Consider the following 21,900-nt stretch of genomic DNA (forward strand, 5'->3'; position numbering starts at 1 on the left):
TTGTCTAGAAATCTACGATGGAGCGTGAGGGCCCGCCGGGTTGGAGGAGGCCCTGCCGACGGGCTCGGGGGCCCCAGTGAGCCGCATTCTCCGGTTGCCGGGTCGTTTCCCACGTTTCCACAGGAAAGCGAGGAGGTTACCGGGCACCTCCGTTCATACGAATCTACAAGATGCCCTCCACGACCAGCCAACTCCTTCATGGTTTCGGTGACTGACCCGGGTGGAGCAAGGCGCTGTGTACTGACCTCACTCCACGTGAACAGCACATGAACGAGCCGAACCCGCCGCACCCGATTCCGGCTCGATCCGAACGACTCACGAGACGAAGAAGAAGAGAGCCGGTCATGGACTTCCTTCGCCCCGCCAGCTGGGAGGAGGCGCTCGCCGCGAAGGCCGAGCACCCCACCGCTGTGCCGATTGCGGGTGGCACCGACGTGATGGTCGAGATCAACTTCGACCACCGCAGGCCCCGGTACCTCCTGGACCTGAACCGCGTCGGTGACCTCCACGAGTGGGAGGTCGGCGAGGACAGCGTGCGGCTCGGCGCCTCCGTCCCCTACACGCAGATCATGGAAAACCTGCGGACCGAGCTGCCGGGCCTGGCCCTCGCCTCCCACACGGTGGCCTCCCCGCAGATCCGCAACCGCGGCGGCGTCGGCGGCAACCTCGGCACCGCCTCCCCGGCCGGCGACGCCCACCCCGCGCTGCTCGCGGCCGGCGCCGAGGTCGAGGTCGAGTCGGTGCGCGGCTCGCGCCGCATCCCCATCGACGCGTTCTACCGGGGCGTCAAGCGCAACGCGCTCGAGCCCGACGAGCTGATCCGGGCCGTGCACGTCAGGAAGGCCGACGGCCCGCAGCAGTTCTCCAAGGTCGGCACCCGCAACGCCATGGTCATCGCCGTGTGCGCCTTCGGCCTCGCGCTGCACCCCTCCTCGCGCACGGTCCGCACCGGCATCGGCTCCGCCGCCCCCACCCCGGTGCGGGCGAAGACGGCCGAGGAGTTCCTGAACGCGGCACTCGACGAGGGCGGCTTCTGGGACAACGGAAAGATCATCACCCCGTCGGTCGCCAAGCGGTTCGCCGACCTGTGCGCCGCCGCCTGCAACCCGATCGACGACGTCCGGGGCACCGCGAGCTACCGCCGTCACGCGGTCGGCGTCATGGCCCGCCGCACGCTGACCTGGACCTGGGAGTCGTACCGCGGCGCCCACCGCACCTCGGAGGGAGCTGCGTGATGCGCGTCAACTTCACCGTCAACGGTCGTCCCCAGGAGGCCGACGACGTCTGGGAGGGCGAGTCCCTGCTGTACGTGCTGCGCGAGCGGCTCGGCCTGCCGGGCTCCAAGAACGCCTGCGAGCAGGGCGAGTGCGGCTCCTGCACCGTCCGCCTCGACGGCGTGCCCGTGTGCTCCTGCCTGGTCGCCGCCGGCCAGGTCGAGGGCCGGGACGTCGTCACCGTCGAAGGGCTCGCGGACCTCGCAGCCCAGCGGTCCTGCGGGACCGGCGCCTGCGGGGGCGCCTCGCCCGGCGAGGCCGGGGGAACCGACTCGCGGACCGGCGAGGGCACCGGGCTCGCCCCGATCCAGCAGGCGTTCATCGACGCCGGCGCCGTCCAGTGCGGCTTCTGCACCCCAGGCCTGCTCGTCGCCGCCGACGAGATGCTGGAGCGCAACCCGAACCCCTCCGACGCGGACATCCGCGAGGCGCTCTCGGGGAACCTGTGCCGCTGCACCGGCTACGAGAAGATCATGGACGCGGTCCGCCTGGCGGCCGCCCGGCAGCAGGAGGCGGTCTGATGCCGACCAACGGCGCTCCCACGAAGATCACCCAGAGGTCGCAGACCAGGGGCGGCGTCGGCGAGTCCACGCTCCGCCCGGACGGCACCCTCAAGGTCACCGGCGAGTTCGCCTACTCCTCGGACCTGTGGCACGAGGACATGCTCTGGGGCCAGATCCTGCGCTCCCCGGTCGCGCACGCCGAGATCGTCTCGATCGACACCGGCGAGGCCCTCGCCACCCCCGGCGTCCACGCCGTCCTGACGTACGACGACCTGCCGACCGACGTGAAGCACTACGGCCTGGAGATCCGGGACACCCCCGTCCTGGCCCACGGCAAGGTGCGCCACCACGGCGAACCCGTCGCGATCGTCGCCGCCGACCACCCGGAGACCGCGCGCCGGGCCGCCGCCAAGATCAGGGTCGAGTACCGCGAGCTGCCGGTCGTCACCGACGAGGCCTCCGCGACCGCGCCCGACGCGATCCTCGTCCACGACCACCGCGACGACCACCACAGCGGTCACGTCCCGCACCCCAACATCGTCCACCGCCAGCCCATCGTCCGCGGCGACGCGGCGGCGGCCGCGCGGCGGGCCGACGTCGTCGTCACCGGCGAGTACCACTTCGGCATGCAGGACCAGGCCTTCCTCGGCCCCGAGTCGGGGCTCGCCGTGCCCGAGGAGGACGGCGGCGTCCACCTCTACATCGCCACCCAGTGGCTGCACAGCGACCTGCGGCAGATCGCCCCCGTCCTCGGCCTGCCCGAGGAGAAGGTGCGGATGACGCTGGCCGGCGTGGGCGGCGCGTTCGGCGGCCGCGAGGACCTGTCGATGCAGATCCACGCCTGTCTGCTGGCCCTGCGCACCGGCAAGCCCGTCAAGATCGTCTACAACCGCTTCGAGTCCTTCTTCGGCCACGTCCACCGCCACCCGGCCAAGCTGTACTACGAGCACGGCGCCACCCGTGACGGCAAGCTGACCCACGTCAAGTGCCGCATCGTGCTCGACGGCGGCGCGTACGCGTCCGCCTCCCCGGCCGTCGTCGGCAACGCCTCCTCGCTCGGCATCGGCCCGTACGTCGTCGACGACGTCGACATCGAGGCGATCGCCCTCTACACCAACAACCCGCCCTGCGGCGCGATGCGCGGCTTCGGCGCCGTCCAGGCGTGCTTCGCCTACGAGGCGCAGATGGACAAGGTGGCGAAGGAACTCGGCATGGACCCGGTGGAGTTCCGGCAGCTCAACGCCATGGAACAGGGCACGATCATGCCGACCGGACAGCCGGTGGACTCGCCCGCCCCCGTCGCCGAACTGCTGCGCCGCGTCAAGGCGATGCCGCTGCCGCCGGAGCGCCAGTGGGAGAGCAGCGAGGGCGCGGACGTACGGCAGCTGCCCGGCGGTCTGTCCAACACCACCCACGGCGAAGGCGTCGTCCGCGGGGTCGGCTACGCGGTCGGCATCAAGAACGTCGGCTTCTCCGAGGGCTTCGACGACTACTCGACGGCGCGGGTGCGCATGGAGGTCGTCGGCGGCGAACCGGTGGCGACCGTGCACACCGCGATGGCGGAGGTCGGCCAGGGCGGCGTCACCGTCCACGCGCAGATCGCCCGTACCGAGCTGGGCGTCACCCAGGTGACGATCCGTCCGGCCGACACCCGGGTGGGCAGCGCCGGTTCGACGTCGGCCTCGCGGCAGACGTACGTCACCGGCGGCGCCGTGAAGAACGCCTGCGAGCGCGTCCGCGAGAAGGTCCTGGAGATGGGCCGGCGCAAGCTCGGCACCTACCACCCGGCCTGGGCCACCGCCGAGCTGCTGCTGGAGGGCGGCAAGGTCGTCACCGACGGCGGCGAGGTGCTCGCCGACTTGGTGGACGTCCTCGGCGACGAGGCCGTCGAGGTCGAGGAGGAGTGGCGGCACCGGCCGACCGAACCCTTCGACCTGCGCACCGGCCAGGGCAACGGACACGTCCAGTACTCCTTCGCCGCCCACCGCGCGGTCGTCGAGGTCGACACCGAGCTCGGTCTGGTCAAGGTCGTCGAGCTGGCCTGCGCCCAGGACGTCGGCAAGGCGCTCAACCCGCTGTCCGTCGTCGGCCAGATCCAGGGCGGCACGACACAGGGCCTGGGCGTGGCCGTCATGGAGGAGATCGTCGTCGACCCGAAGACGGCGAAGGTGCGCAACCCCTCCTTCACCGACTACCTCATCCCCACCATCCTCGACACGCCGACCATCCCGGTCGACGTCCTCGAACTCGCCGACGACCACGCCCCGTACGGTCTGCGCGGCGTCGGCGAGGCCCCGACCCTGTCCTCGACCCCGGCCGTGCTCGCGGCGATCCGCGACGCGACGGGGCTGCAGCTCGACAGGACACCGGTCCGTCCCGAGCACCTGACCGGCACGCACCTCTCCGAGCACTGAGCGGAGAGGCATCCACCGGGGGGATCACCCCCCGTGCCCCCCTTGTCCGTCTCGGGCCGTCCCCCGGGTCGTGCACATCCCAACCCCCTCTGAAACTTGGGAGACGGCACCATGGCCCAGCAGTCACTGGAGCCCAGGACCACCGCCGAGGACGCGGGCGCAGGCACCCGCGTCCCGGCCGGCAGGTCCTGGCTCGACCGGTACTTCCACATATCCCGCCGGGGATCCACGGTCGCGCGTGAAGTGCGCGGCGGCGTCACCACCTTCATGGCGATGGCGTACATCCTCCTGCTCAACCCGCTGATCCTGTCGGGCAGGGACGCGGCCGGGGACACCCTCGGCCGGCAGGCGCTGATCACCGCGACCGCCTTCGCCGCGGCGCTCACCACACTCCTGATGGGCTTCGTCGGCAGGGTGCCGCTCGCGCTCGCCGCCGGCCTGTCCGTCTCCGGCGTCCTGGCCTCCCAGGTCGCCCCGCAGATGACCTGGCCGCAGGCGATGGGCATGTGCGTGATGTACGGCGTGGTCATCATGCTGCTGGTCGTCACCGGCCTGCGCGAGATGATCATGAACGCGATCCCGCTCGCGCTCAAGCACGCGATCACCATGGGAATCGGCCTGTTCGTCGCCCTGATCGGCTTCGTCAAGGCCGGTTTCGTGCACCAGGGGAGGGCGACCCCCGTCTCCCTCGGGCCGACGGGCGAGCTGGCGGGCTGGCCGGTGCTGCTGTTCGCCCTCACCCTCCTCGCGATCTTCATGCTCCAGGCGCGCGGCGTCCCCGGGGCGATCCTGATCGGCATCGTCGGCGGCACCGTCCTCGCGGTGCTCCTCAATGCGCTGGACGTCATCGACCCCGAGCAGTGGGCGAGCGGCGCCCCCGAACTGCACGGCGGCGCCGTGTCGATGCCCGACTTCTCGCTCTTCGGGCACGTCGCGTTCGGCGGCTGGGGCGAGGTCGGCGCGATGACCGTCGGCATGATCGTCTTCACGCTCGTGCTCGCCGGGTTCTTCGACGCGATGGCCACCATCATCGGTGTCGGCACCGAGGCGAAGCTCACCGACGGCGAGGGCCGTATGCCAGGCCTGTCCAGGGCGCTGTTCGTCGACGGCGCCGGCGGGGCGATCGGCGGAGTCGCCGGCGCGTCCGGCCAGACGGTGTTCGTCGAGTCGGCGACCGGCGTCGGCGAGGGAGCCCGCACGGGCCTGTCGTCGGTGGTCACCGGCCTGTTCTTCGCGGCCTGCCTGTTCCTCACCCCGCTGACCGCGATCGTCCCCGGCGAGGTCGCCGCCGCGGCCCTGGTGGTCATCGGCGCCATGATGATGATGAACGCCCGGCACGTCGACTGGGCCGACCGCGCCACCGCGATCCCCGTCTTCCTGACCGTGGTGATCATGCCCTTCACCTACTCGATCACCGCGGGTGTCGCGGCCGGCGTCATCAGCCACGCCGCCGTCAAGGCCGCCCAGGGCAGGGCGCGGCAGATCGGCGCCTTCATGTGGGGCCTGACCGCGATCTTCCTCGTGTACTTCGCCCTCGACCCGATCGAGAGCTGGCTGGGCGTCCACTAGCCCCGCCGCGGCCACCCTCCGCACGACCGCAGACAAGGAGACCGAGACATGCTGGACATCGCCGAGGAGCTGAACCGGTGGGTCGGGCAGGGCCGTGACTTCGCCGTCGCCACCGTGGTGGCCGTCGGCGGCAGCGCGCCCCGCCGGCCGGGCGCCGCCCTCGCGGTGGACGCCGACGGCACGGCGATCGGCTCGGTCTCCGGCGGCTGTGTGGAGGGCGCGGTGTACGAGCTGTGCCGACAGGCCCTGGAGGACGGGGAGTCGGTCCACGAACGCTTCGGCTACAGCGACGACGACGCCTTCGCCGTCGGCCTGACCTGCGGCGGTGTCATCGACGTCCTCGTGGTGCCGGTACGGGCGGGCGACCCGGCCCGCCCGGTCGTCGCGGCCGCGCTGGCCACCGCCGCGGGCGGCGGGGCGGTGGCGCTCGCCCGGATCGTGCGGGGCCCCGCCGACCTCCTCGGCCGCGCCCTCCTCGTCCGCCCCGACGGCACCCACGAGGGCGGCTTCGGCGACCGTCCCGCACTGGACCGCACGATCGCCGCCGAGGCCGGCGCCCTCCTCGACGCCGGCCGCACCGCCACCCTGGAGATCGGCGAGCAGGGCTCCCGCTGCGGCGCCCCGCTCACCGTCCTCGTCGAGGCCTCCGTACCCCCGCCCCGGATGATCGTCTTCGGCGCGATCGACTTCGCGTCGGCGCTGGTGCGGGTCGGCAAGTTCCTCGGCCACCACGTGACGGTCTGCGACGCGCGCCCCGTCTTCGCGACGCGGGCCCGCTTCCCCGAGGCCGACGAGATCGTCGTCGACTGGCCGCACCGGTACCTCGAGCGCACCGAGGTGGACGCCAGGACCGTGCTGTGCGTCCTCACCCACGACGCCAAGTTCGACGTCCCCCTGCTCCGGCTCGCCCTGCGCCTTCCGGTCGCCTACGTCGGCGCCATGGGCTCCCGCCGCACCCACCTCGACCGCGCCGAGCGCCTGCGCGAGGTCGGCGTCACCGAGCTGGAGCTGGCGCGGCTGCGCTCACCCATCGGCCTCGACCTGGGCGCCCGGACGCCCGAGGAGACCGCGCTGTCGATCGCCGCGGAGATCGTCGCGAACCGGCGCGGGGGCAGCGGGGTGTCGCTGACCGGCGCCCGCACGCCCATCCATCACGACGGGACGTCGGCGCCGGCCCGGCGCATCGGGTCGGTCGCCTGAACCACGGCCGTGAGCCGGCGCACCGGCGGCTGGTCCGGCCAGACGAAGGCGTAGTGCGGGTCGTCCGCCTCGCTCAGCCGGACGAAGCGCAGCAGCTCGCGCACGATGCCCGCGGTGCCCATGGCCCACCCGGGGCGCGGCTCCAGGGCGCTCGGGGTGGCCCGGTGCTCGACGTTCGACCAGCGGGCGCCGGCGGCGTCCCGGGTCGCCCTGTCCACGAGGTCCGCGACCAGCACCCGGGCGAAGTCCGGGGTGTCCCCCCGCTCCGCCACCCGGTCGCAGGCCAGCGCCAGCACGCCCGCGGTGCCGCAGCAGCGGCCGTTGTTGTCCCAGAAGCCGGGGCGCAGCCGACGCGGCAGCCCCGAGCGGGTCACCGTGTGCCAGCAGCGGTCGACGAGGGCCGCCCACGCGGGCTCGGCCAGGACGTCCCGCAGCAGCCGGAACACCTGGGCGTCGCCCGCCGGGCCGTGGCACCAGCCGTAGCTGTACCGCTCGATCAGGTCGGGCCGGTACTGCGGGTCGGAGTGCGGCACCAGAAATCCCCGCGGACCCGCCTCGTCGCGGGACACCACGTGCGCGGCACCGGCCCGCGCCAGCTCCACCAGGTCCGCGCGGCCGGTGGCGGCGCCGACGGCGGCCAGCGCGTACACGATGCCGAGGGTGCCGTGCGAGACGTGGTGCAGCCGCGCGTCGGTGCCCGGCCGGTGCGCCCACTGCACCCCCGCCGGCGTCTCCTCCGCCGTCCGCGCGTACGGCTCCACCGCCAGGACGGCGAGTTCCGTGTCACCGGCGGCCAGCGCACCCAGGCCGATGCCCGCGTTGCCGCCCATCAGCTCGAACAGCTCGCCCCAGCGGGTCCCGTCGAAGCCGGCCCGCACCCGCTCCAGCGCCCGGTCGGCGGCGGCGCCGGCCGCGCCGTCGCCCAGCTCGCGGTGGACGGCCCGCAGCGCCAGCGCCATGCCCGTGCGCCCGAAGTACAGCGAGTCGTCCCGGCACTCCTCGACGGCCGGTACCAGCGCGCGCGCCGCCCGCAGCGCGCAGTCGCCGTAGGCGTCGTCCCCGAAGTGCCGGCGCGCCTCCAGCAGGACCGGGACGATCCCGGCGGTGCCGTCGTAGAGCGCCGGCCGCACGGCCCCGTCCGAGGGCGTGGACGGCCATCCGAGCCCCCCGCCCCCGGTGTCCCGCGCCACCCCCCGCAGCCACCGCAGCCCCTCCACCGCCAGCGCCTCGACCTCACCCACCGCCGTCATGGCTCCACCCTGACAGGTGCCGGGGGGCGTGCCCAGGGGGCGCGGGGTCCGGGCGGGCGCGGGCGGTGCCGACGGGGCCACGGCCCCGTCCGGCTCAGGGGCGGCGCAGCAGGCGGTTGGCGGCCCGGCCGAACATCCTGTGGGCGGCGAGCCGCAGGAGAGGGTCGAGGGCGGACGGCAGCGGGCGTACGCGCAGCTCCTCGCGCCAGACGACGCGGGCGCGGCCGCCCGGGCCGGGGCGCACCTCGATCTCGGCCCAGCCGAGGACCGTCCGGCCGCGCTTCTCCAGCCGGCACAGGCCCGGCTCGTCCTCGCCGGGCGGGCACCAGAGGGTGACCTCCATGCGGTCGTCGAGGGCGAGCGGGCCGACGCCGGAGCGGGCCACGAACACCGTGCCCTCGCGTGTGGGCCCCGGGGTGAGCACGGTGACCCGGGTCAGCGGGACGACGTCGCCGTGGCGGGGCCACTCGGTGAGCCGGCGCCAGGCTTCGTCGAGGGAGAGCGGGGCCGTGCGTTCGAACTGGAAGGTGACCACACCGTGATCGTAAGGAGTCCCGGCGTCCCGGCGGCACGTTCCCCGGCGGCTCACACGGTTGGCCCAGTCCCGGGAGGGCGCGCGAGCGTACGGGAAACGTTTCTCCGTCCGCCGGGCCCTCACCTCAGCGGTAGACCTTCCCCGGCTCGGCCCGGCCGGGCGCGAGGAGCTGAGGCACGGTGACGAAGACGAACCCCCGTTCCTTCAGCGCGTCGATGATGCCCGGCACGGCGGGGACGGTCCCCCGGTAGATGTCGTGCAGCAGGATGATCCCGTCCCGGTCGGCCTGCTCGAGGACGCGTCGCCGGATGAGCGCGGAATCCTCCGTCGTGTAGTCCTTCGCGGTCACCGTCCACAGCACCTCGGCGAGTCCGAGCTCGCGGCAGATCGCGTGGACGGTGTCGTCGGTGCGGCCCTGCGGCGGGCGCATCAGGGTGGGGCGGCGGCCGGTGAGGCGCTCTATCTCGTCGTTGGGGCGCTCCAGTTCCTCGCGTATCTCCCCGGGGTCCAGCTCGGTGAGGATCCTGTGGTCCCAGGTGTGGCTTGCCACCTCGTGACCCTCGTCGGCCATGCGTCTGACCAGGTGCGGGTACGTGTCGATGTGCCGCTCGCCGAGCAGGAAGAACGTCGCCGGCACCTGTTTGTCCTTCAGGATGTCGAGCAGGCGGGCTGAGTGTTCGCTCGGGCCGGCGTCGAAGGTGAGCGCGATGCACTTCGCCTCACGGCAGTCGACGGTCCCGAAGCGGGCCTGGGCGGTCGCGCCGGGCCGGGCGCGGGCGTTGCTGGGAGCGGTGGTGTCGAGGCCGGCGCAGCCGCTCAGGGCCGATGCCAGACAGGCGGCGGCCAGCGTGGTGGCGGCGGCGCGGAACGGGGTCCCCGTTTTCTTCGTCTTTTTGGTCGGAGAAGGCATGCCGGGACTATACACAGTGTGTATATACGGGGCGTACAGCCTCTGACCTGCCCGGACGTGCTCCGCGTTTGAGGCGGCTGTCATCTGGCACCCGAAAGGTACCGGATGCCGCCCACCCGTCGCCCGGGCGGAGGAAGGCGCACGCATGACCGCCTCGACCGCGTACACCGTCGTGATCCCCACCCTCGTGCGGGAGGGTCTCGCCGACTGCCTCGCCGCGCTCGCCGCCGCGAAGGGACCGAAACCGGCCGGCATCGTCCTCGTCGACGACCGGCCCGACCCCGAACCGGGCGCGCTGCGGCATCCGTTGAGCGTGCTCGGCGACCTCCGCGCCCGCACCCGGATCCGGTACGGAGACGGCCGTGGCCCCGCCGCAGCCCGCAACACCGGCCTGCGCGCGGTCGGTTCGCCCTGGGCGGTGCTCCTCGACGAGGACGTGCAGGTGGGGCCGCACTGGGGCGAGCAGCTCGCCGAGGACCTCGCGGACGCCACCCCCGACACGGCCGGCGTCCAGGGCGTGCTGGCCGTCCCCCTCCCCGGCCGGCGCCGCCCCACCGACTGGGAGCGCGCCACCGCCTGCCTCGCGCGGGCCCGCTGGATCACCGCCGACATGGCCTACCGCACCGAGGCGCTCGCCCGGGTCGGCGGCTTCGACGAACGCTTCCGGCACCCGGCTCGCGAGGACACCGACCTCGCCCTGCGGCTGCTGGACGACGGGTGGCGCATCCGCCAGGGACGGCGCACCAGCCGCCGTCCGGTCCGGCCCGCCGACCGCTGGGCCTCCGTGCGCGCCCAGCGCGGCCATGCCGACGACGCCCTGATGCGTCGGCTGCACGGGCCCGGCTGGCGGCACCGGGCGTTCACCCCGCGCGAGCGGATCCGTTCGCACACCGCGACCACCGCGGCGGGCCTCGCCGCGGGCGCCCTCGCCGTCACCGGCCGCCCCCGGGCCGCCACGGCCGCCGCGCTCGGCTGGGCGCTGGGCACCGGCGAGTACGCCTGGACCCGCATCGCCCCCGGCCCTCGCACCCGCGACGAGGTCACCACCCTCCTCGCCACGAGCCTGCTCATCCCTCCGACGGCGACCTGGCACCACCTGACCGGCACCTGGCGCCACCGCCACAGCGAGCCGTGGCAGGATCCGGGCCCCGCGTGAACCGGGCCCGCCCGCCGACCGGCTCCCCCGGGAGGCGGGCGCGAGCGTCGGCGCGCCGGCCGGATCGGCGCGGACGCGGGGTGGGGCGGGTCACCGGGGCGGGGAGGGGAGGCGGGACGCCCTCTGGGGGACGCCGGTCCCGGCCGTGCCCCGATGCCGGGGTGTCCGGGCCGCCGCCCTGTCGGGAGGGCGTGGCACGCCACAGGGCCGCCCGCGACGGGCGGCCCCGGCGGTGGGGCAGACGGGGCGGGCCCCGGGCAGGGGCGTGGTCGGGCCGGTCGGTCGGTGGTCGTCGCGGGAGACGTCCGGCGGTACAGCCGGCGCAGCGCCCCGTACGCCGACAGCGGCCACACCGCGGCGGAAGGCCCGGATCACGGCCGGTTGCGAGGTGACGACGCCGGTCACCAGGAGGCCGGCGGAGACGCTGAGCAGCAGGGCGACCGTCCACGCCCGGGGTGTCCAGGAGAGCACGCGGGAGAGGCGCGGGAGGCGGCGCAGGGTGCGCAGCCGCCGGTCGAGGCGGCGGTCGCGGCGCCGCAGCGCACGCTCCATCTCCGCCAGGACGCGCCGCTCGTCGTCGGAGAGCCGCTCTGTCGCCACTGTCCCTCCTCACCGGGCCGACACACCTCTTTCCGGTGCCCGGCCGGACGGCGCCCTGACAGACGGAACACCCGGCCGACGGCAGCGCCGTCGGCCGGGTGTTGCACCACCGGATCCCGCGGGTCAGCGAGGGCGGGGCGGGCGCCGCCTCACTGGGCGTAGAACGTCGCGTCCGCCCGGTCCGTGGCCGTGCTCAACGCCTGGACGTACAGCAGGTAGTCGTAGTGCCGGACGTAGCGGCCGGGGAGGCTGTACGACTCGAAGGAGACGCCCGCCGGGTCGGCGACGCCGGCCCGCCGGGTGAAGCTGGCGTCGGACGCGAACTGCGCCGTGCCGTCGTTCTTCTCCACCCACACCTCGGCGTTCTTGTTCCGCAGGTAGTAGCCGGGGAAGTTGGTCGACTCCAGCGAGACCGTGCCGCTGCCGGCCAGGCCGGTGACGACCCGGAACTGCGAGTCGGCGAGCGGGCTCACGTTCGCCTCGATGCGGGCCCGGTACTCCCAGTGCCGGACGAAGCGGTCGGCGAAGTTGTACGAGGAGAACCGCTGCGGGGTCACCCCGTCGGCGACGGGGATGCCGAAGTCGGGGGTGCCGTCCGCCTTCCAGTACAGCTTCTGCACGCGGGTGCGGCGGTTGGGGTCGTTCAGCGGGTCACCGGTGATGTTCTTGTAGTTGCGGTCGTGGTAGACGAGGATGTCGGACTTGCCGTCCTCGGAGACGGTGAAGGAGTTGTGGCCCGGACCGTACTGCGAGGTCGCGTCGTTGGACTTGAACACCGGCTGCGAGCTCTTCGCCCAGGAGGCCGGCGCGGTGAGGTCGGCCGAGGCCGACGCGGTCAGCAGGCCCAGGCAGTAGTTGGCGTCGGTCGCGCTCGCCGAGTAGCTCATGAAGACCTTGTTGCCGTGCTGGATGACCGCCGGCCCCTCGTTCACCTTGAAGCCGATCGTCTCCCAGGACAGCGTCGGCTGGGAGATCTCCGCCGGGGTGCCGGTGATCGTCCAGGGGTTGGCCATCTTCGCGATGAACAGGCTGGTGTTGTTGTTCTCGGCCGGGTTGCGCTGGGCCCAGGCGAGGTAGCGCACACCGTTCACGACGAACGTGGTGGCGTCCAGGGAGAAGGACTCCCAGGTGGTCTTGATCTGGCCCTTCTCGGTCCAGGTCGCGGTGAGCGGGTTGCTGCCCGTGCCCTCCAGGACGTACATCCGGATCGCCCAGATGTCGTTGGTGGCGCCGGCCGCGAAGTACACGTACCACTTGCCGTCGATGAAGTGGATCTCCGGGGCCCAGATGTGGGCGCCCATGATCCCGCTGGCGTGCTTGGTCCAGATGGTGACCTCCGGGGCGGTGGAGAGGCCCTGGATGGTCGTCGCCCGGCGCAGCACGATTCGGTCGTACTCGGGGACGGTCGCGGTGAAGTAGTAGTAGCCGTCGGTGTGCTTGAAGATGTGCGGGTCGGCCCGCTTCTCGACGAGGGGGTTGGTGTACGTCACGGCGGGGGAGGCGGGCACGGCCGCCTGCGCGGCGGGACCGGGCCCCACGAGCGTGGCCACGAGGGCCACGAGCACGGCCGTCAGCAGCCGCACTGCATTGCGTCTCACAGGAGTTCTCCAGATCGGGTGGGGGCGGTCAGGTGGTGGGTACGAGGCGCCACTGCTGGCAGGGGTTGTTCAGCCAGGTCCACTGCCGCACGTCGGTGCCGTTCGCCGTGCCGCAGTTGGCGACGTCGGCGACCTTGCCGCTGTTCTCGTTCACGAGCCGGACGTAGTCGCCGGTCGCGGTGAACACCGGGCGGAAGCGCTGGCACCGGTTGTTCAGCCACGACCACTGGCGCAGGTCGGCGCCGTCGGCGGTGGAGCAGCCGGCGGTGTCCAGCACTCCGCCGGTCGCCACGTTGACCAGCCGGCTGGTGTCGTCGCCGAGGTCCTCGATGCGCCACTTCTGGTTGGTCCCGCCGGTGCAGGTCCACTGGAGGACGTTGGTGCCGTTGGCGCTCGAGCCGCCGGCCAGGTCCAGGCACTTGCCGCTGTTGCGGTTGACGAGGGTGTACGACGTCGGGGTCGCCGCCGTCTCCCCGGACGGCCCGGGAAGGGTCGTGCCGAGGGCGACGGGGGTGCCGAAGTCCGGGGTGCCGTCGGCGTTCCAGGTGAACTTCTGGGCCCTCGTCGTGCGGCCGTTGCCGCAGCCGCCGTTGGAGGCGGAGTTGGCGTGGTAGACGATCCAGTTCTCGGTGCCGTCGGGTGAGGTGAAGAAGCCGTTGTGGCCGGGGCCGTAGACGCCGGCGGCGTCGTTGCGCTGGAAGACGGGGGTGGGCTTCTTCGTCCAGGAGGCGGGGCTGAGCGGGTCGGGACCGGTCAGCTCGAGCAGGCCCAGTTTGTAGTCGGCCGTCTGGCAAAAGCTCGCCGAGAAGGTGAGGAAGGTACGGCCGTCGCGGTAGAGCGGCTCGGGGCCCTCGTTCACCGGTGAGCCCGAGGTCTCCCAGCTCAGCGCGGGGCTGGAGATGACCGTGAAGGTGCTGCTCGCGAGGGTGTACGGGTTGCTAAGCGGCGCGATGACCAGGCTCTGCGTGCTGCCGTTCACGAAGCCGCTGCCGACCAGGTAGAGCCTGTTGTCGTGCCGGAGCACGCTCGCGTCGATCAGCCAGCCGCCCGGGGTGAGGTTGGAGCCGGTCAGCGAGCCCTTGTAGGTGTACGGGCCCATCGGGTCGGTGCCGGCGCTCTCCAGCACATGGGTGCGCTGGGAGTCGCAGCAGGCGACCCCGCTCTGCCCGGCCGAGTAGTAGAGGTACCAGTGACCGTCGAAGAGGTGCAACTCCGGCGCCCAGATGTTGGTGTTCCGGGTGGAGGTGGTGTCCGACCACACCTGCACGGTCGCCGCGGTGGCGAGCCCCGCCAGGGTCGGTGCCTTGCGTATGCCGAGGACACCGGTGAACGTCGTCGTCACGAGGTAGTAGTCGCCGTCGTGATACTCGAGCCACGGGTCGGCGCCCTTGGTCGATTTCAGCGGGTTGGTGTACGGGCGGCCCTCCGCCGCGGCCGCCGGCTGGGTCGCCCCGACCAGGGCGACGAGGAGCGTGAGCACGATCACCTGCAGGGATCCGCGGCGCGCGGCGCGCACGCCGGGGGGCTTGCGAAACACCCGACGCATACAGGACCGTCCCTTGTCCCATCGCGTTCGTTATTTCGAACGCAGTTCGTGACTTCGGCCAGAAGATAGGCCCGGGCCATCTCCCCGTCAATGGTTTCGACAAACGGTTCCTTCCCGGAGTCACCAGGTCGGGTGCCCCGTACGGGTGCCGCATGCCGCTGTAGGGGTGGAGTCGTAACCCGTGTGAACGCCCCGGATGGTGCGCCGGGCGGAACTGACTGACGGTGGATCACGTCAGGGCCGGGTCAGTCAGCTGGCGAGATGTCAGCTGCCCGGCTGCGACGGAAGGATTCCCAGATGCGTTCTGCACGCGTGCTGCTCGCCACCGCGACGGCCACGGCCGCCCTCGCGATCGCCGGGCCGGCCTACGCCGTCACGATGGCCGACTCGGACCACGACGACTCTTCGTACAGCACGGAGCACAAGGACTCCTCCGCCGGCGAGGAGCACGAGGACTCCACCAAGCACGAGGACTCCACCAAGCACGAGGACTGGACCAAGGACGAGGACTCCGCCAAGGACGAGGACTCCGCCAAGGACGAGGACTCCTCCAAGAAGGAGCACGAGGACTCTTCCTACAGCAAGGAGCACGGCAAGCACGGCAAGCACGACAAGCCGCACGGCGGGGTGCACACGGGCGGCGGAGCGCTGGCCCTGCTGAACCAGGACGACTGGGCCACGGCCAAGGACCCGAAGTACGACCCGGAGACCTACAAGGACAAGGGCGGCGAGGACTCCTCCGGCGGCAAGAGCGACAAGGAGTGGAGCGGCGGCAAGGACAAGGAGGAGTCCTGGAGCGGCAAGCACGACAAGGACTCCTCGTGGAAGGACGAGCACGACAAGCCGCACGGCGGGGTGCACACCGGTGGCGGCGCGCTCGCCTCGCCGGGTGCCTCCGCGAGCGGCCTGGCCGCGCTGGCCGTGGCGGGCGCCGGGCTCTACACGCTGCGGCGCAAGAAGGCCGCCGGGAACGCGGCGTGAGCCGTGCCTGACGACATAGCGGTCGGGGCCGCCGCCGTATGTGTGCGCGCATCGCGGCGGCCCGGCTGACTGTTCGGCCCCGATGTGTCCGCTGCGTGTCCGCTGCCGTGCCCGAGTGAGGTGGTCTTCGATGGCAGCCAGCCCTCCTACTCCTCCCGAACCCTGTCCACCGCCGTCGAGGCGGAGAGCCCGCCGGGCCGCGACGGTGTTCTGGGGCGTGGTTGCCCTGGTCCTGACGGTGAACCTGTTCGTCGACAGGCCCGAGGACGCGCCCCGCGCCGCTCTGACGCCGCACGCCCCGCCGGCTCCGGTCTCCGCACCGGCCTCGCTCTCCCCGTCGGCCGCGTCGGCCTCGCCGCGTCCGGAGGGCAGGCATCTGCCGCGCTCCAGGCCGGTGCGTCTGCTCATTCCCGAGATCTCCGTCGACGCCCCCTTCACCGACCTCGGCATCAGCCGCTCGGGTCAGCTCGAACCGCCTCCGGCACACGACGTCAACCTGGTGGGCTGGTACGCCAAGGGCGCGTCCCCGGGCGAGCCGGGTACGTCGATCATCGCCGGGCACGTGGACACGGCGACGTCCCCGGCGGTCTTCGTCGACCTGGGCGAGCTGGAGAAGGGGGACCGCTTCCAGGTGCTGCGGGCCGACGGACGCAAGGCGTCCTTCGTGGTGGACGGCGTGGAGACCTTCGACAAGGCCGACTTCCCCAGTGAGCGCGTCTACGGGGACACCCCCCAGGCCCAGGTCCGGCTCATCACCTGCGCCGGCGACTACGACCGCAAGGCCAGGGACTACACGGCGAACCTGGTGGTCTTCGCCCACCTGGTCTGAAGGGCCGGGGCCGACGGCGGGGCGGACCGGTCGAGGGCGTCGTCCCCGCCGCTCGGGGCCGTGGCCCCGGCACGTGGGAGGAGGGGACGGTGCCGGGCGTCCCCTCCCGGCACCGTCCCGGGGCCGTGCGCCGCTCAGGCACGGCCCGTCGGTGAGGCGGGGGGGGGGGGGGGGGGGGGGGGGGGGGGGGGGGGGGGGGGGGGGGGGTGTCCACCCCCCCCGCCCACAGGAAGGACACAAAAGGACTCCCCCCACCCCCCGGGGGTCTTCTACTGAGAAGATGTGGTTTTGGGGGGAGGGGGGGGGGGGGTGGGCGGCCGCGGTACCGGGGCCGCCCCGCCGTGCCTCGAAAGGGGACGCCGCGAGCCGGGCTCCCCTTTCTGCAAGGACCTCTCAGGGGTCCTTGCACTATGAGCGCCTGATCAGGCCGCGCGGCCCAGGCGGGCACAGTGCAAGGACCCCTCAGTGGGCTTCCGCGTGCTTCCTCTCCGCCTCGGCCGGCTCCGGACCGGCGTCGCGGACGGTGGCCCTGCGGCCGGGCAGGACGGCCAGGACGATCACGGCGCCGGCGGCCATGATGAGGCCGCCGACCAGGCTGGTGTGGGCGACGCCGTGGGCGAAGGACTCGTTGACCGCGTCCACCAGGGCCTGCGCCTGCCGCGGTCCGGCGTTCGGCGTCCCGGCGACCTGTTCGGCGACCGCGAGACCGGCGCCCACCGATTCCTTCGCGGCGTCCAGGGCGTCGTGCGGGAGCGCGGTGCCCACCAGGTCGGTCAGCCTGTCCTGGTAGGCGGTCCCCAGCAGCGAGCCCAGGACGGCGATGCCGAGGGAGCCGCCCAGCTCCAGCGAGGTGTCGTTGGCGCCGCCGCCGACACCCAGTTCGGACTCGGGGAAGGTGCCCATGATCGTGTCGGTCGCGGGGGAGACGCTGAGTCCGATCGCGAAGCCGAGCAGCAGCAGCGAGGGCAGGAAGTCGGTGTACGTCGAGCCCGCGTCGATCCGGGTGAGCAGGAAGACGCCGACGGTGCCGATGACCATGCCGGGCACGATCATGGCCTTCACGCCGAGTTTCGGCGTCAGCCTGCCGGTGACGGCGGCGCCGACGAACACCGCGCCGGCCAGCGGCAGCAGGCGGACGCCGGTCTCCAGGGCGTCGAAGCCGAGGACGAACTGCAGGAACTGGGTGGAGTAGTAGATCGAGCCGAAGGCGCCGAAGAAGAAGAACAGCACGGCGATCATGGAGCCGCTGAAGGGCCGCAGCGCGAACGTGCGGACGTCCAGCATCGGGTGCGGGTGCCTCAGCTCCCACAGGGCGAAGGCGAGGAAGCCCACGGCGGCGACCACGGCCGCGACGGTCGGGCCGGTGCCCCAGCCGAAGTGCGGGCCCTCGATCAGCGCGTAGACGAGGGAGCCGACCGAGACGATCGACAGCAGTCCGCCGACGTAGTCGATCCGCCCCATGCCCTGCGCCTTGGACGGCGGCACCAGGACGAGGGCGCCGACGACCGCGACCACGGCGATGGGCACGTTGATCAGGAAGGTCGAGCCCCAGGCGTGGTCCTCCAGCAGCCAGCCGGCGACCAGCGGGCCGACGGCTATGGCCAGACCGGAGGTGGCGGTCCAGGCGGTGATGGCCCGGGCCCGCTCGCTCCGGGGGAAGGTCGCCACCAGCAGCGACAGCGTGGCCGGCATGACGACGGCCGCGCCGACACCCATGATCGCCCGTGCGGCGATGACCAGGTCGGTCTCGTGGACCAGGCTGCCCATGACCGAGCCGCCGGCGAAGATCAGCAGACCGGTGACCAGGGCGCCGCGGCGGCTGTACTTGTCGCCCACCGCGCCGAGGACGAGCATCAGCGCGGCGTAGGGGACGGTGTAGCCGTCGACGACCCACTGGAGGTCGCTGCTGCTGAGCGACAGGGCGGCGGTCATGTCGGGGGCGGCGACGATCAGGGACGTGTTGGCCATGACCACGATCAGCAGACTCAGGCACAGCACGACCAGCGCCCACCGGCGCCGGGGATAGGGGCCGGTCATCTTCTCGACCGGTGTGTTCGCAAAGAGCGGCATCGGAAACTCCCGGAGCGTTTAATTGCCCATCGATGTGCAGAGTAGTTACCTGCTCGAGCGTGTGCAAATTTTCCTGCTCGTCGATGTGCAAGTAACGCGGTGGGGTCTTTCCAAACCGCGAGGGAGGGATGGGTGGGGGAGACGGGCCGCGGCCGGGGCGCCCTCAGCGCACGCGCAGCACGTCCAGGGCGGTCAGCGCCACATGGAGTTCGGTGCGCCGCTCGCCGGATTCGAGGTCGCAGTCGAGCAGCCGCTCGATGGCGCGCAGCCGCTGGTAGACGGTCTCGCGGGAGAGACCGCCGCGGCGGGCGGCCGTGGTCTTGTTGCCGGCCGCGTCGAGGTAGTGGCGCAGGGTCGGCAGCAGTTCGGTGCCGTGCCGCGCGTCGTGGTCGATGAGCCGGCCGAGCTGGCGTTCGGCGTGGTCCTGGATCCGGGGGTCCTCCCGCAGCGCGTACAGCAGGCGCCGCAGACCGATGTCGGTCGGCTCGTGGAAGGACCGGTCCTCGGGCAGGGGCTGGCCGGGCGGGGTGGCCTCGGCGACCCGGGCCGCGGCCCGGAAGGAGCGGGCGGTGCCGGAGAGCTCCGCCACCTCGGGGCCGACGCTGACGACCGCTCCCGGTGCGAGACCGAGGGCGGTGCGGGCCAGGCGTTCGACGACGGGGCGCCAGGGCCGGGAGGGGCGCAGGGCGAGCAGGACCCCGAGTCGTCCGGGGTCGAGGCCGCCGACGAGCGCGGCGATCCCCGCCGTCCGCAGCTCCCGCGCCAGCCGGGCCTCCGCCTCCGCGCCCTCGGCGGCCTCCCGGCCCTGCGGCACGGCCGGGGCGAACCCCGCCGGGAGATCCACGAGGACCGCGAGGAAGCGGCTGTCGTCCGTCGGCAGACCCAACGCGGCACAGCGGACGCGGGCGTCCTCGGCGGAGAGATGGCGCTGTCCGGCCAGGTCCCGCAGGACGCTGCGGTGCGCGGTGCGCTCCCACGGCGTCGGATGGATGAGGCGGGCGACGGTCAGGGCCATCGCCGTGCGCTCCAGCACGGTGACGTGCTCCGGTCCGAACCCGGCGGCACCCTCGCCGCCGGCCGGCAGCATCACCACCCGCCCCCAGCGCTCGCCCTGGTACTCCACGGGCGAGGTGAGCCACCCCTCCCGCCCGCGCACGCCCGCAAGGTCCCCGGACGGGGTCGCGCGGGAGCGCTGTTCCCAGTCGGTGAGCGCCTCCTCCACGGTGGCGCCGGACGGTTCGCAGACCAGCGCCTGGTGCACGAGGTTCTCCAGCACGACCGTGCGGCCGCTCATCTCCGCCGCCGCCCGCACCACGTCCTGCGCGCCCGCGCCGCGCAGCGTCAGCGCGGTGAACGCCTCGTGGATGCGCTGCGTGCGGCGCATAGCGTCGGCCTGGCTGCCCAGGACGAGGGCGTGGACGACCTGGGTGACCTCCAGGAAGTTGACGTCCCCGGCGAGCGTCACCAGCGGCAGACCGCGCGTGTGGCAGGCCTGCACCAGCGCGTCCGGTGGGCGGTGGTAGCGCCGGACGAGTTCGATCACCAGGGCCGCCGCCCCGACGTCGGCGAGTTCGTCGACGTACCGGCGCACCCCGGCCGCGTCCTCCGGCAGCGGCATGCCGGTGGTCAGGACGAGCTCACCGCCCTTGAGGAAGGAGGCGGGGTCCGTCAGCTCGGTGATGTGGACCCAGCGCACCGGACGGTCCAGACCGGCGGCACCGGTGACGACCCGCGGCCGTCCGGCGGCCAGCACGGGAAGGGCCAGGGCGTCGGCGACGGTGAGCGCGGCGCCGTCCGCGGCCGTGGGGTGGATGTCGTTCACGGTGTCTCCCTGGGTCCCCCTGCGCGCGGAGCGCGGGAGTCAGGGGGCGTGCCCGGTCACTGTGACAAGCGGCGCTGACCTGCGCAAGTGCGGTCACCCTGACACAACGTCCGAACACCGTGCCCCCACCGGACACATCAGGCGTTGTCGCCCTCCCCGCCGAGGGAGAGCCTCTAAGAGCTCCGCACGGAGCTCCAAGACCTCCGCACGGAAGGGGCGTCGCGAGCCGGGCTCCCCTTCTGTCGGGCTCCGAAGCCGGAGCACCTCACCCCACCCACGGCCGGGAGACGAACATGACCGCACTGTCGCCGCACCTTCGCCAGGCCACGCCCGTGGTGGCGGTCAGGGGCGAGGGCGTCCACCTCTACGGTGAGGACGGCCGCCGCTACCTCGACTTCACCGCCGGCATCGGCGTCACCAGCACCGGCCACTGCCACCCGAAGGTCGTGGCCGCCGCCCGGGAGCAGGTGGGCACCCTCATCCACGGCCAGTACACGACCGTCATGCACCAGCCGCTGCGGCGCCTGGTCGAGAAGCTCGGCGAGGTGCTGCCGGCCGGCCTGGACAGCCTGTTCTTCACCAACTCCGGCAGCGAGGCCGTCGAGGCCGCCCTGCGGCTGGCCCGCCAGGCCACCGGCCGGCCGAACGTCATCGTCTGCCACGGCGGCTTCCACGGCCGTACCGTCGCCGCCGCCTCCATGACGACCTCCGGCACCCGCTTCCGCTCCGGGTTCTCCCCGCTGATGGGCGGCGTGGTCGTCACCCCGTTCCCCTCCGCCTACCGCTACGGCTGGGACGAGGACACCGCCACCCGCTTCGCCCTGCGGGAGCTGGACTACACGCTCCAGACCATCTCCTCGCCCGCCGACACGGCCGCGATCGTCGTCGAACCGGTGCTCGGCGAGGGCGGTTACGTGCCCGTCACCCGCGCCTTCCTCGAGGGCCTGCGCGAGCGCGCCGACCGCCACGGCTTCCTGCTGGTGCTCGACGAGGTGCAGACCGGCGTCGGCCGCACCGGCCGCTTCTGGGGCCACGACCACTTCGGCGTCACCCCCGACGTCCTCGTCACCGCCAAGGGGCTCGCGAGCGGTTTCCCGCTGTCGGGCATCGCGGCCTCCGAGGAGCTGATGAGCAAGGCGTGGCCCGGTTCGCAGGGCGGCACGTACGGCGCGAACGCCGTCGCCTGCGCCGCGGCCTGCGCCACCCTGGACGTCGTCCGCGACGAGAAGCTCGTCGAGAACGCGGAGGCGATGGGCGAGCGGCTCCGCCGGGGCCTGGAGGCGGTCGCCGACCGCACGCCCGCGATCGGCGACGTACGCGGCCTCGGACTGATGCTGGCCACCGAGTTCGTCACCGAGGACGGCAGCCCCGACCCCGACACCGCCGCCCGCGTGCAGCGCGCCGCCGTCGACGAGGGCCTGCTCCTGCTGCTGTGCGGCGCCTGGAACCAGGTCGTGCGGATGATCCCGGCCCTCGTCGTCGACGAGGCCGCGGTGGACGAGGGCCTCCGGGCCTGGGCCGCCGCCGTGGAGGCCGGCACCTCGGGGGCGCCGCGGCGTTGACGGACTCCCTCGGGGCCCGTCCCGTGCGCTGCGCGTGAACGAAGGGCCGGGAGGCGGGCGCGGCGGGGCCGAACACCGGGC

General features: G+C 73.0%; 17 protein-coding genes. 9 read left to right on the plus strand and 8 right to left on the minus strand.

What is annotated here, in order from left to right:
- The first annotated feature begins 344 nt into the window (after positions 1 to 344).
- From ACZ4YY_RS04345 to ACZ4YY_RS04365, 5 genes are all read left to right on the plus strand, one after another.
- Positions 345 to 1,235, plus strand: a complete 891-nt coding sequence (locus ACZ4YY_RS04345) for an FAD binding domain-containing protein (RefSeq protein WP_468283690.1) — start codon at positions 345 to 347, stop codon at positions 1,233 to 1,235.
- Positions 1,235 to 1,795, plus strand: a complete 561-nt coding sequence (locus ACZ4YY_RS04350; RefSeq protein ID WP_468283692.1) for a (2Fe-2S)-binding protein — start codon at positions 1,235 to 1,237, stop codon at positions 1,793 to 1,795. Before ACZ4YY_RS04345 ends, ACZ4YY_RS04350 begins: the two co-directional genes overlap by 1 nt.
- Positions 1,795 to 4,191 carry a xanthine dehydrogenase family protein molybdopterin-binding subunit gene (locus tag ACZ4YY_RS04355; RefSeq protein WP_468283694.1) on the plus strand — a complete coding sequence of 799 codons (2,397 nt, stop codon included), beginning with the start codon at positions 1,795 to 1,797 and terminating at the stop codon, positions 4,189 to 4,191. Before ACZ4YY_RS04350 ends, ACZ4YY_RS04355 begins: the two co-directional genes overlap by 1 nt.
- Before the next feature lie 111 nt (positions 4,192 to 4,302).
- Positions 4,303 to 5,760, plus strand: a complete 1,458-nt coding sequence (locus ACZ4YY_RS04360) for an NCS2 family permease (protein WP_468283696.1) — start codon at positions 4,303 to 4,305, stop codon at positions 5,758 to 5,760.
- Positions 5,761 to 5,808: 48 nt separating this feature from the next.
- The gene (locus ACZ4YY_RS04365) at positions 5,809 to 6,960 is read left to right on the plus strand and encodes an XdhC family protein (RefSeq protein ID WP_468283698.1); all 1,152 of its coding nucleotides are present in this window, start codon (positions 5,809 to 5,811) and stop codon (positions 6,958 to 6,960) included.
- Here the strand turns inward: ACZ4YY_RS04365 and ACZ4YY_RS04370 are convergent.
- From ACZ4YY_RS04370 to ACZ4YY_RS04380, 3 genes are all read right to left on the minus strand, one after another.
- The gene (locus ACZ4YY_RS04370; RefSeq protein ID WP_468283700.1) at positions 6,912 to 8,210 is read right to left on the minus strand and encodes a lanthionine synthetase LanC family protein; all 1,299 of its coding nucleotides are present in this window, start codon (positions 8,208 to 8,210) and stop codon (positions 6,912 to 6,914) included. The genes ACZ4YY_RS04365 and ACZ4YY_RS04370 overlap by 49 nt on opposite strands.
- Before the next feature lie 94 nt (positions 8,211 to 8,304).
- Positions 8,305 to 8,745: an SRPBCC family protein gene (locus tag ACZ4YY_RS04375; protein ID WP_468283702.1), complete on the minus strand. Its 441-nt coding sequence runs from the start codon at positions 8,743 to 8,745 to the stop codon at positions 8,305 to 8,307.
- A 124-nt stretch (positions 8,746 to 8,869) separates the two neighbouring features.
- Entirely contained in the window at positions 8,870 to 9,655 is a 786-nt protein-coding gene (locus ACZ4YY_RS04380; RefSeq protein ID WP_468283703.1) for a polysaccharide deacetylase family protein, read from the minus strand.
- A gap of 145 nt (positions 9,656 to 9,800) precedes the next feature.
- Between ACZ4YY_RS04380 and ACZ4YY_RS04385 the strand changes: the two genes are divergently transcribed.
- Entirely contained in the window at positions 9,801 to 10,811 is a 1,011-nt protein-coding gene (locus tag ACZ4YY_RS04385; RefSeq protein WP_468283705.1) for a glycosyltransferase, read from the plus strand.
- A 90-nt stretch (positions 10,812 to 10,901) separates the two neighbouring features.
- Here ACZ4YY_RS04385 and ACZ4YY_RS04390 read toward each other — a convergent pair whose 3' ends face one another.
- The 3 genes from ACZ4YY_RS04390 to ACZ4YY_RS04400 form a co-directional block, all read right to left on the minus strand.
- On the minus strand, positions 10,902 to 11,411 hold the full coding sequence (locus ACZ4YY_RS04390) for a DUF3040 domain-containing protein (protein WP_468283707.1): 510 nt from the start codon (positions 11,409 to 11,411) through the stop codon (positions 10,902 to 10,904).
- A 149-nt stretch (positions 11,412 to 11,560) separates the two neighbouring features.
- Positions 11,561 to 13,009 carry a family 43 glycosylhydrolase gene (locus ACZ4YY_RS04395; RefSeq protein ID WP_468283709.1) on the minus strand — a complete coding sequence of 483 codons (1,449 nt, stop codon included), beginning with the start codon at positions 13,007 to 13,009 and terminating at the stop codon, positions 11,561 to 11,563.
- 28 nt (positions 13,010 to 13,037) lie between these two features.
- Positions 13,038 to 14,555 (minus strand): family 43 glycosylhydrolase, encoded by a 1,518-nt coding sequence (locus tag ACZ4YY_RS04400; protein WP_468283711.1) that lies wholly within the window; start codon positions 14,553 to 14,555, stop codon positions 13,038 to 13,040.
- A gap of 297 nt (positions 14,556 to 14,852) precedes the next feature.
- Here ACZ4YY_RS04400 and ACZ4YY_RS04405 point away from each other — a divergent pair, with 297 nt between their 5' ends.
- On the plus strand, positions 14,853 to 15,536 hold the full coding sequence (locus ACZ4YY_RS04405) for a hypothetical protein (RefSeq protein ID WP_468283713.1): 684 nt from the start codon (positions 14,853 to 14,855) through the stop codon (positions 15,534 to 15,536).
- A 130-nt stretch (positions 15,537 to 15,666) separates the two neighbouring features.
- Positions 15,667 to 16,365 carry a class F sortase gene (locus ACZ4YY_RS04410; protein ID WP_468283715.1) on the plus strand — a complete coding sequence of 233 codons (699 nt, stop codon included), beginning with the start codon at positions 15,667 to 15,669 and terminating at the stop codon, positions 16,363 to 16,365.
- 462 nt (positions 16,366 to 16,827) lie between these two features.
- Here ACZ4YY_RS04410 and ACZ4YY_RS04415 read toward each other — a convergent pair whose 3' ends face one another.
- Together ACZ4YY_RS04415 and ACZ4YY_RS04420 are read right to left on the minus strand one after the other, a co-directional pair.
- On the minus strand, positions 16,828 to 18,435 hold the full coding sequence (locus ACZ4YY_RS04415) for an MFS transporter (RefSeq protein WP_468283717.1): 1,608 nt from the start codon (positions 18,433 to 18,435) through the stop codon (positions 16,828 to 16,830).
- 163 nt (positions 18,436 to 18,598) lie between these two features.
- Positions 18,599 to 20,257, minus strand: coding sequence for a PucR family transcriptional regulator (locus ACZ4YY_RS04420; protein ID WP_468283719.1), 1,659 nt, complete (start codon positions 20,255 to 20,257; stop codon positions 18,599 to 18,601).
- A gap of 293 nt (positions 20,258 to 20,550) precedes the next feature.
- On the opposite strand from ACZ4YY_RS04420, the gene ACZ4YY_RS04425 reads away from it, so the two are divergent.
- Positions 20,551 to 21,819 carry an aspartate aminotransferase family protein gene (locus ACZ4YY_RS04425; RefSeq protein WP_468283721.1) on the plus strand — a complete coding sequence of 423 codons (1,269 nt, stop codon included), beginning with the start codon at positions 20,551 to 20,553 and terminating at the stop codon, positions 21,817 to 21,819.
- The last annotated feature ends 81 nt before the right edge of the window (positions 21,820 to 21,900 follow it).

This window comes from Streptomyces sp. NPDC030143 (assembly GCF_055573695.1).

Excerpts from the sequence above, each read along its gene's own strand:
- ACZ4YY_RS04365 (WP_468283698.1), top strand. The coding sequence starts at position 5,809 with ATGCTGGACATCGCCGAGGAGCTGAACCGGTGGGTCGGGCAGGGCCGT.
- ACZ4YY_RS04410 (WP_468283715.1), top strand. The coding sequence starts at position 15,667 with ATGGCAGCCAGCCCTCCTACTCCTCCCGAACCCTGTCCACCGCCGTCG.
- ACZ4YY_RS04345 (WP_468283690.1), top strand. The coding sequence starts at position 345 with ATGGACTTCCTTCGCCCCGCCAGCTGGGAGGAGGCGCTCGCCGCGAAG.
- ACZ4YY_RS04405 (WP_468283713.1), top strand. The coding sequence starts at position 14,853 with ATGCGTTCTGCACGCGTGCTGCTCGCCACCGCGACGGCCACGGCCGCC.
- ACZ4YY_RS04385 (WP_468283705.1), top strand. The coding sequence starts at position 9,801 with ATGACCGCCTCGACCGCGTACACCGTCGTGATCCCCACCCTCGTGCGG.
- ACZ4YY_RS04415 (WP_468283717.1), bottom strand. The coding sequence starts at position 18,435 with ATGCCGCTCTTTGCGAACACACCGGTCGAGAAGATGACCGGCCCCTAT.
- ACZ4YY_RS04370 (WP_468283700.1), bottom strand. The coding sequence starts at position 8,210 with ATGACGGCGGTGGGTGAGGTCGAGGCGCTGGCGGTGGAGGGGCTGCGG.
- ACZ4YY_RS04350 (WP_468283692.1), top strand. The coding sequence starts at position 1,235 with ATGCGCGTCAACTTCACCGTCAACGGTCGTCCCCAGGAGGCCGACGAC.
- ACZ4YY_RS04360 (WP_468283696.1), top strand. The coding sequence starts at position 4,303 with ATGGCCCAGCAGTCACTGGAGCCCAGGACCACCGCCGAGGACGCGGGC.
- ACZ4YY_RS04380 (WP_468283703.1), bottom strand. The coding sequence starts at position 9,655 with ATGCCTTCTCCGACCAAAAAGACGAAGAAAACGGGGACCCCGTTCCGC.
- ACZ4YY_RS04355 (WP_468283694.1), top strand. The coding sequence starts at position 1,795 with ATGCCGACCAACGGCGCTCCCACGAAGATCACCCAGAGGTCGCAGACC.
- ACZ4YY_RS04425 (WP_468283721.1), top strand. The coding sequence starts at position 20,551 with ATGACCGCACTGTCGCCGCACCTTCGCCAGGCCACGCCCGTGGTGGCG.
- ACZ4YY_RS04400 (WP_468283711.1), bottom strand. The coding sequence starts at position 14,555 with ATGCGTCGGGTGTTTCGCAAGCCCCCCGGCGTGCGCGCCGCGCGCCGC.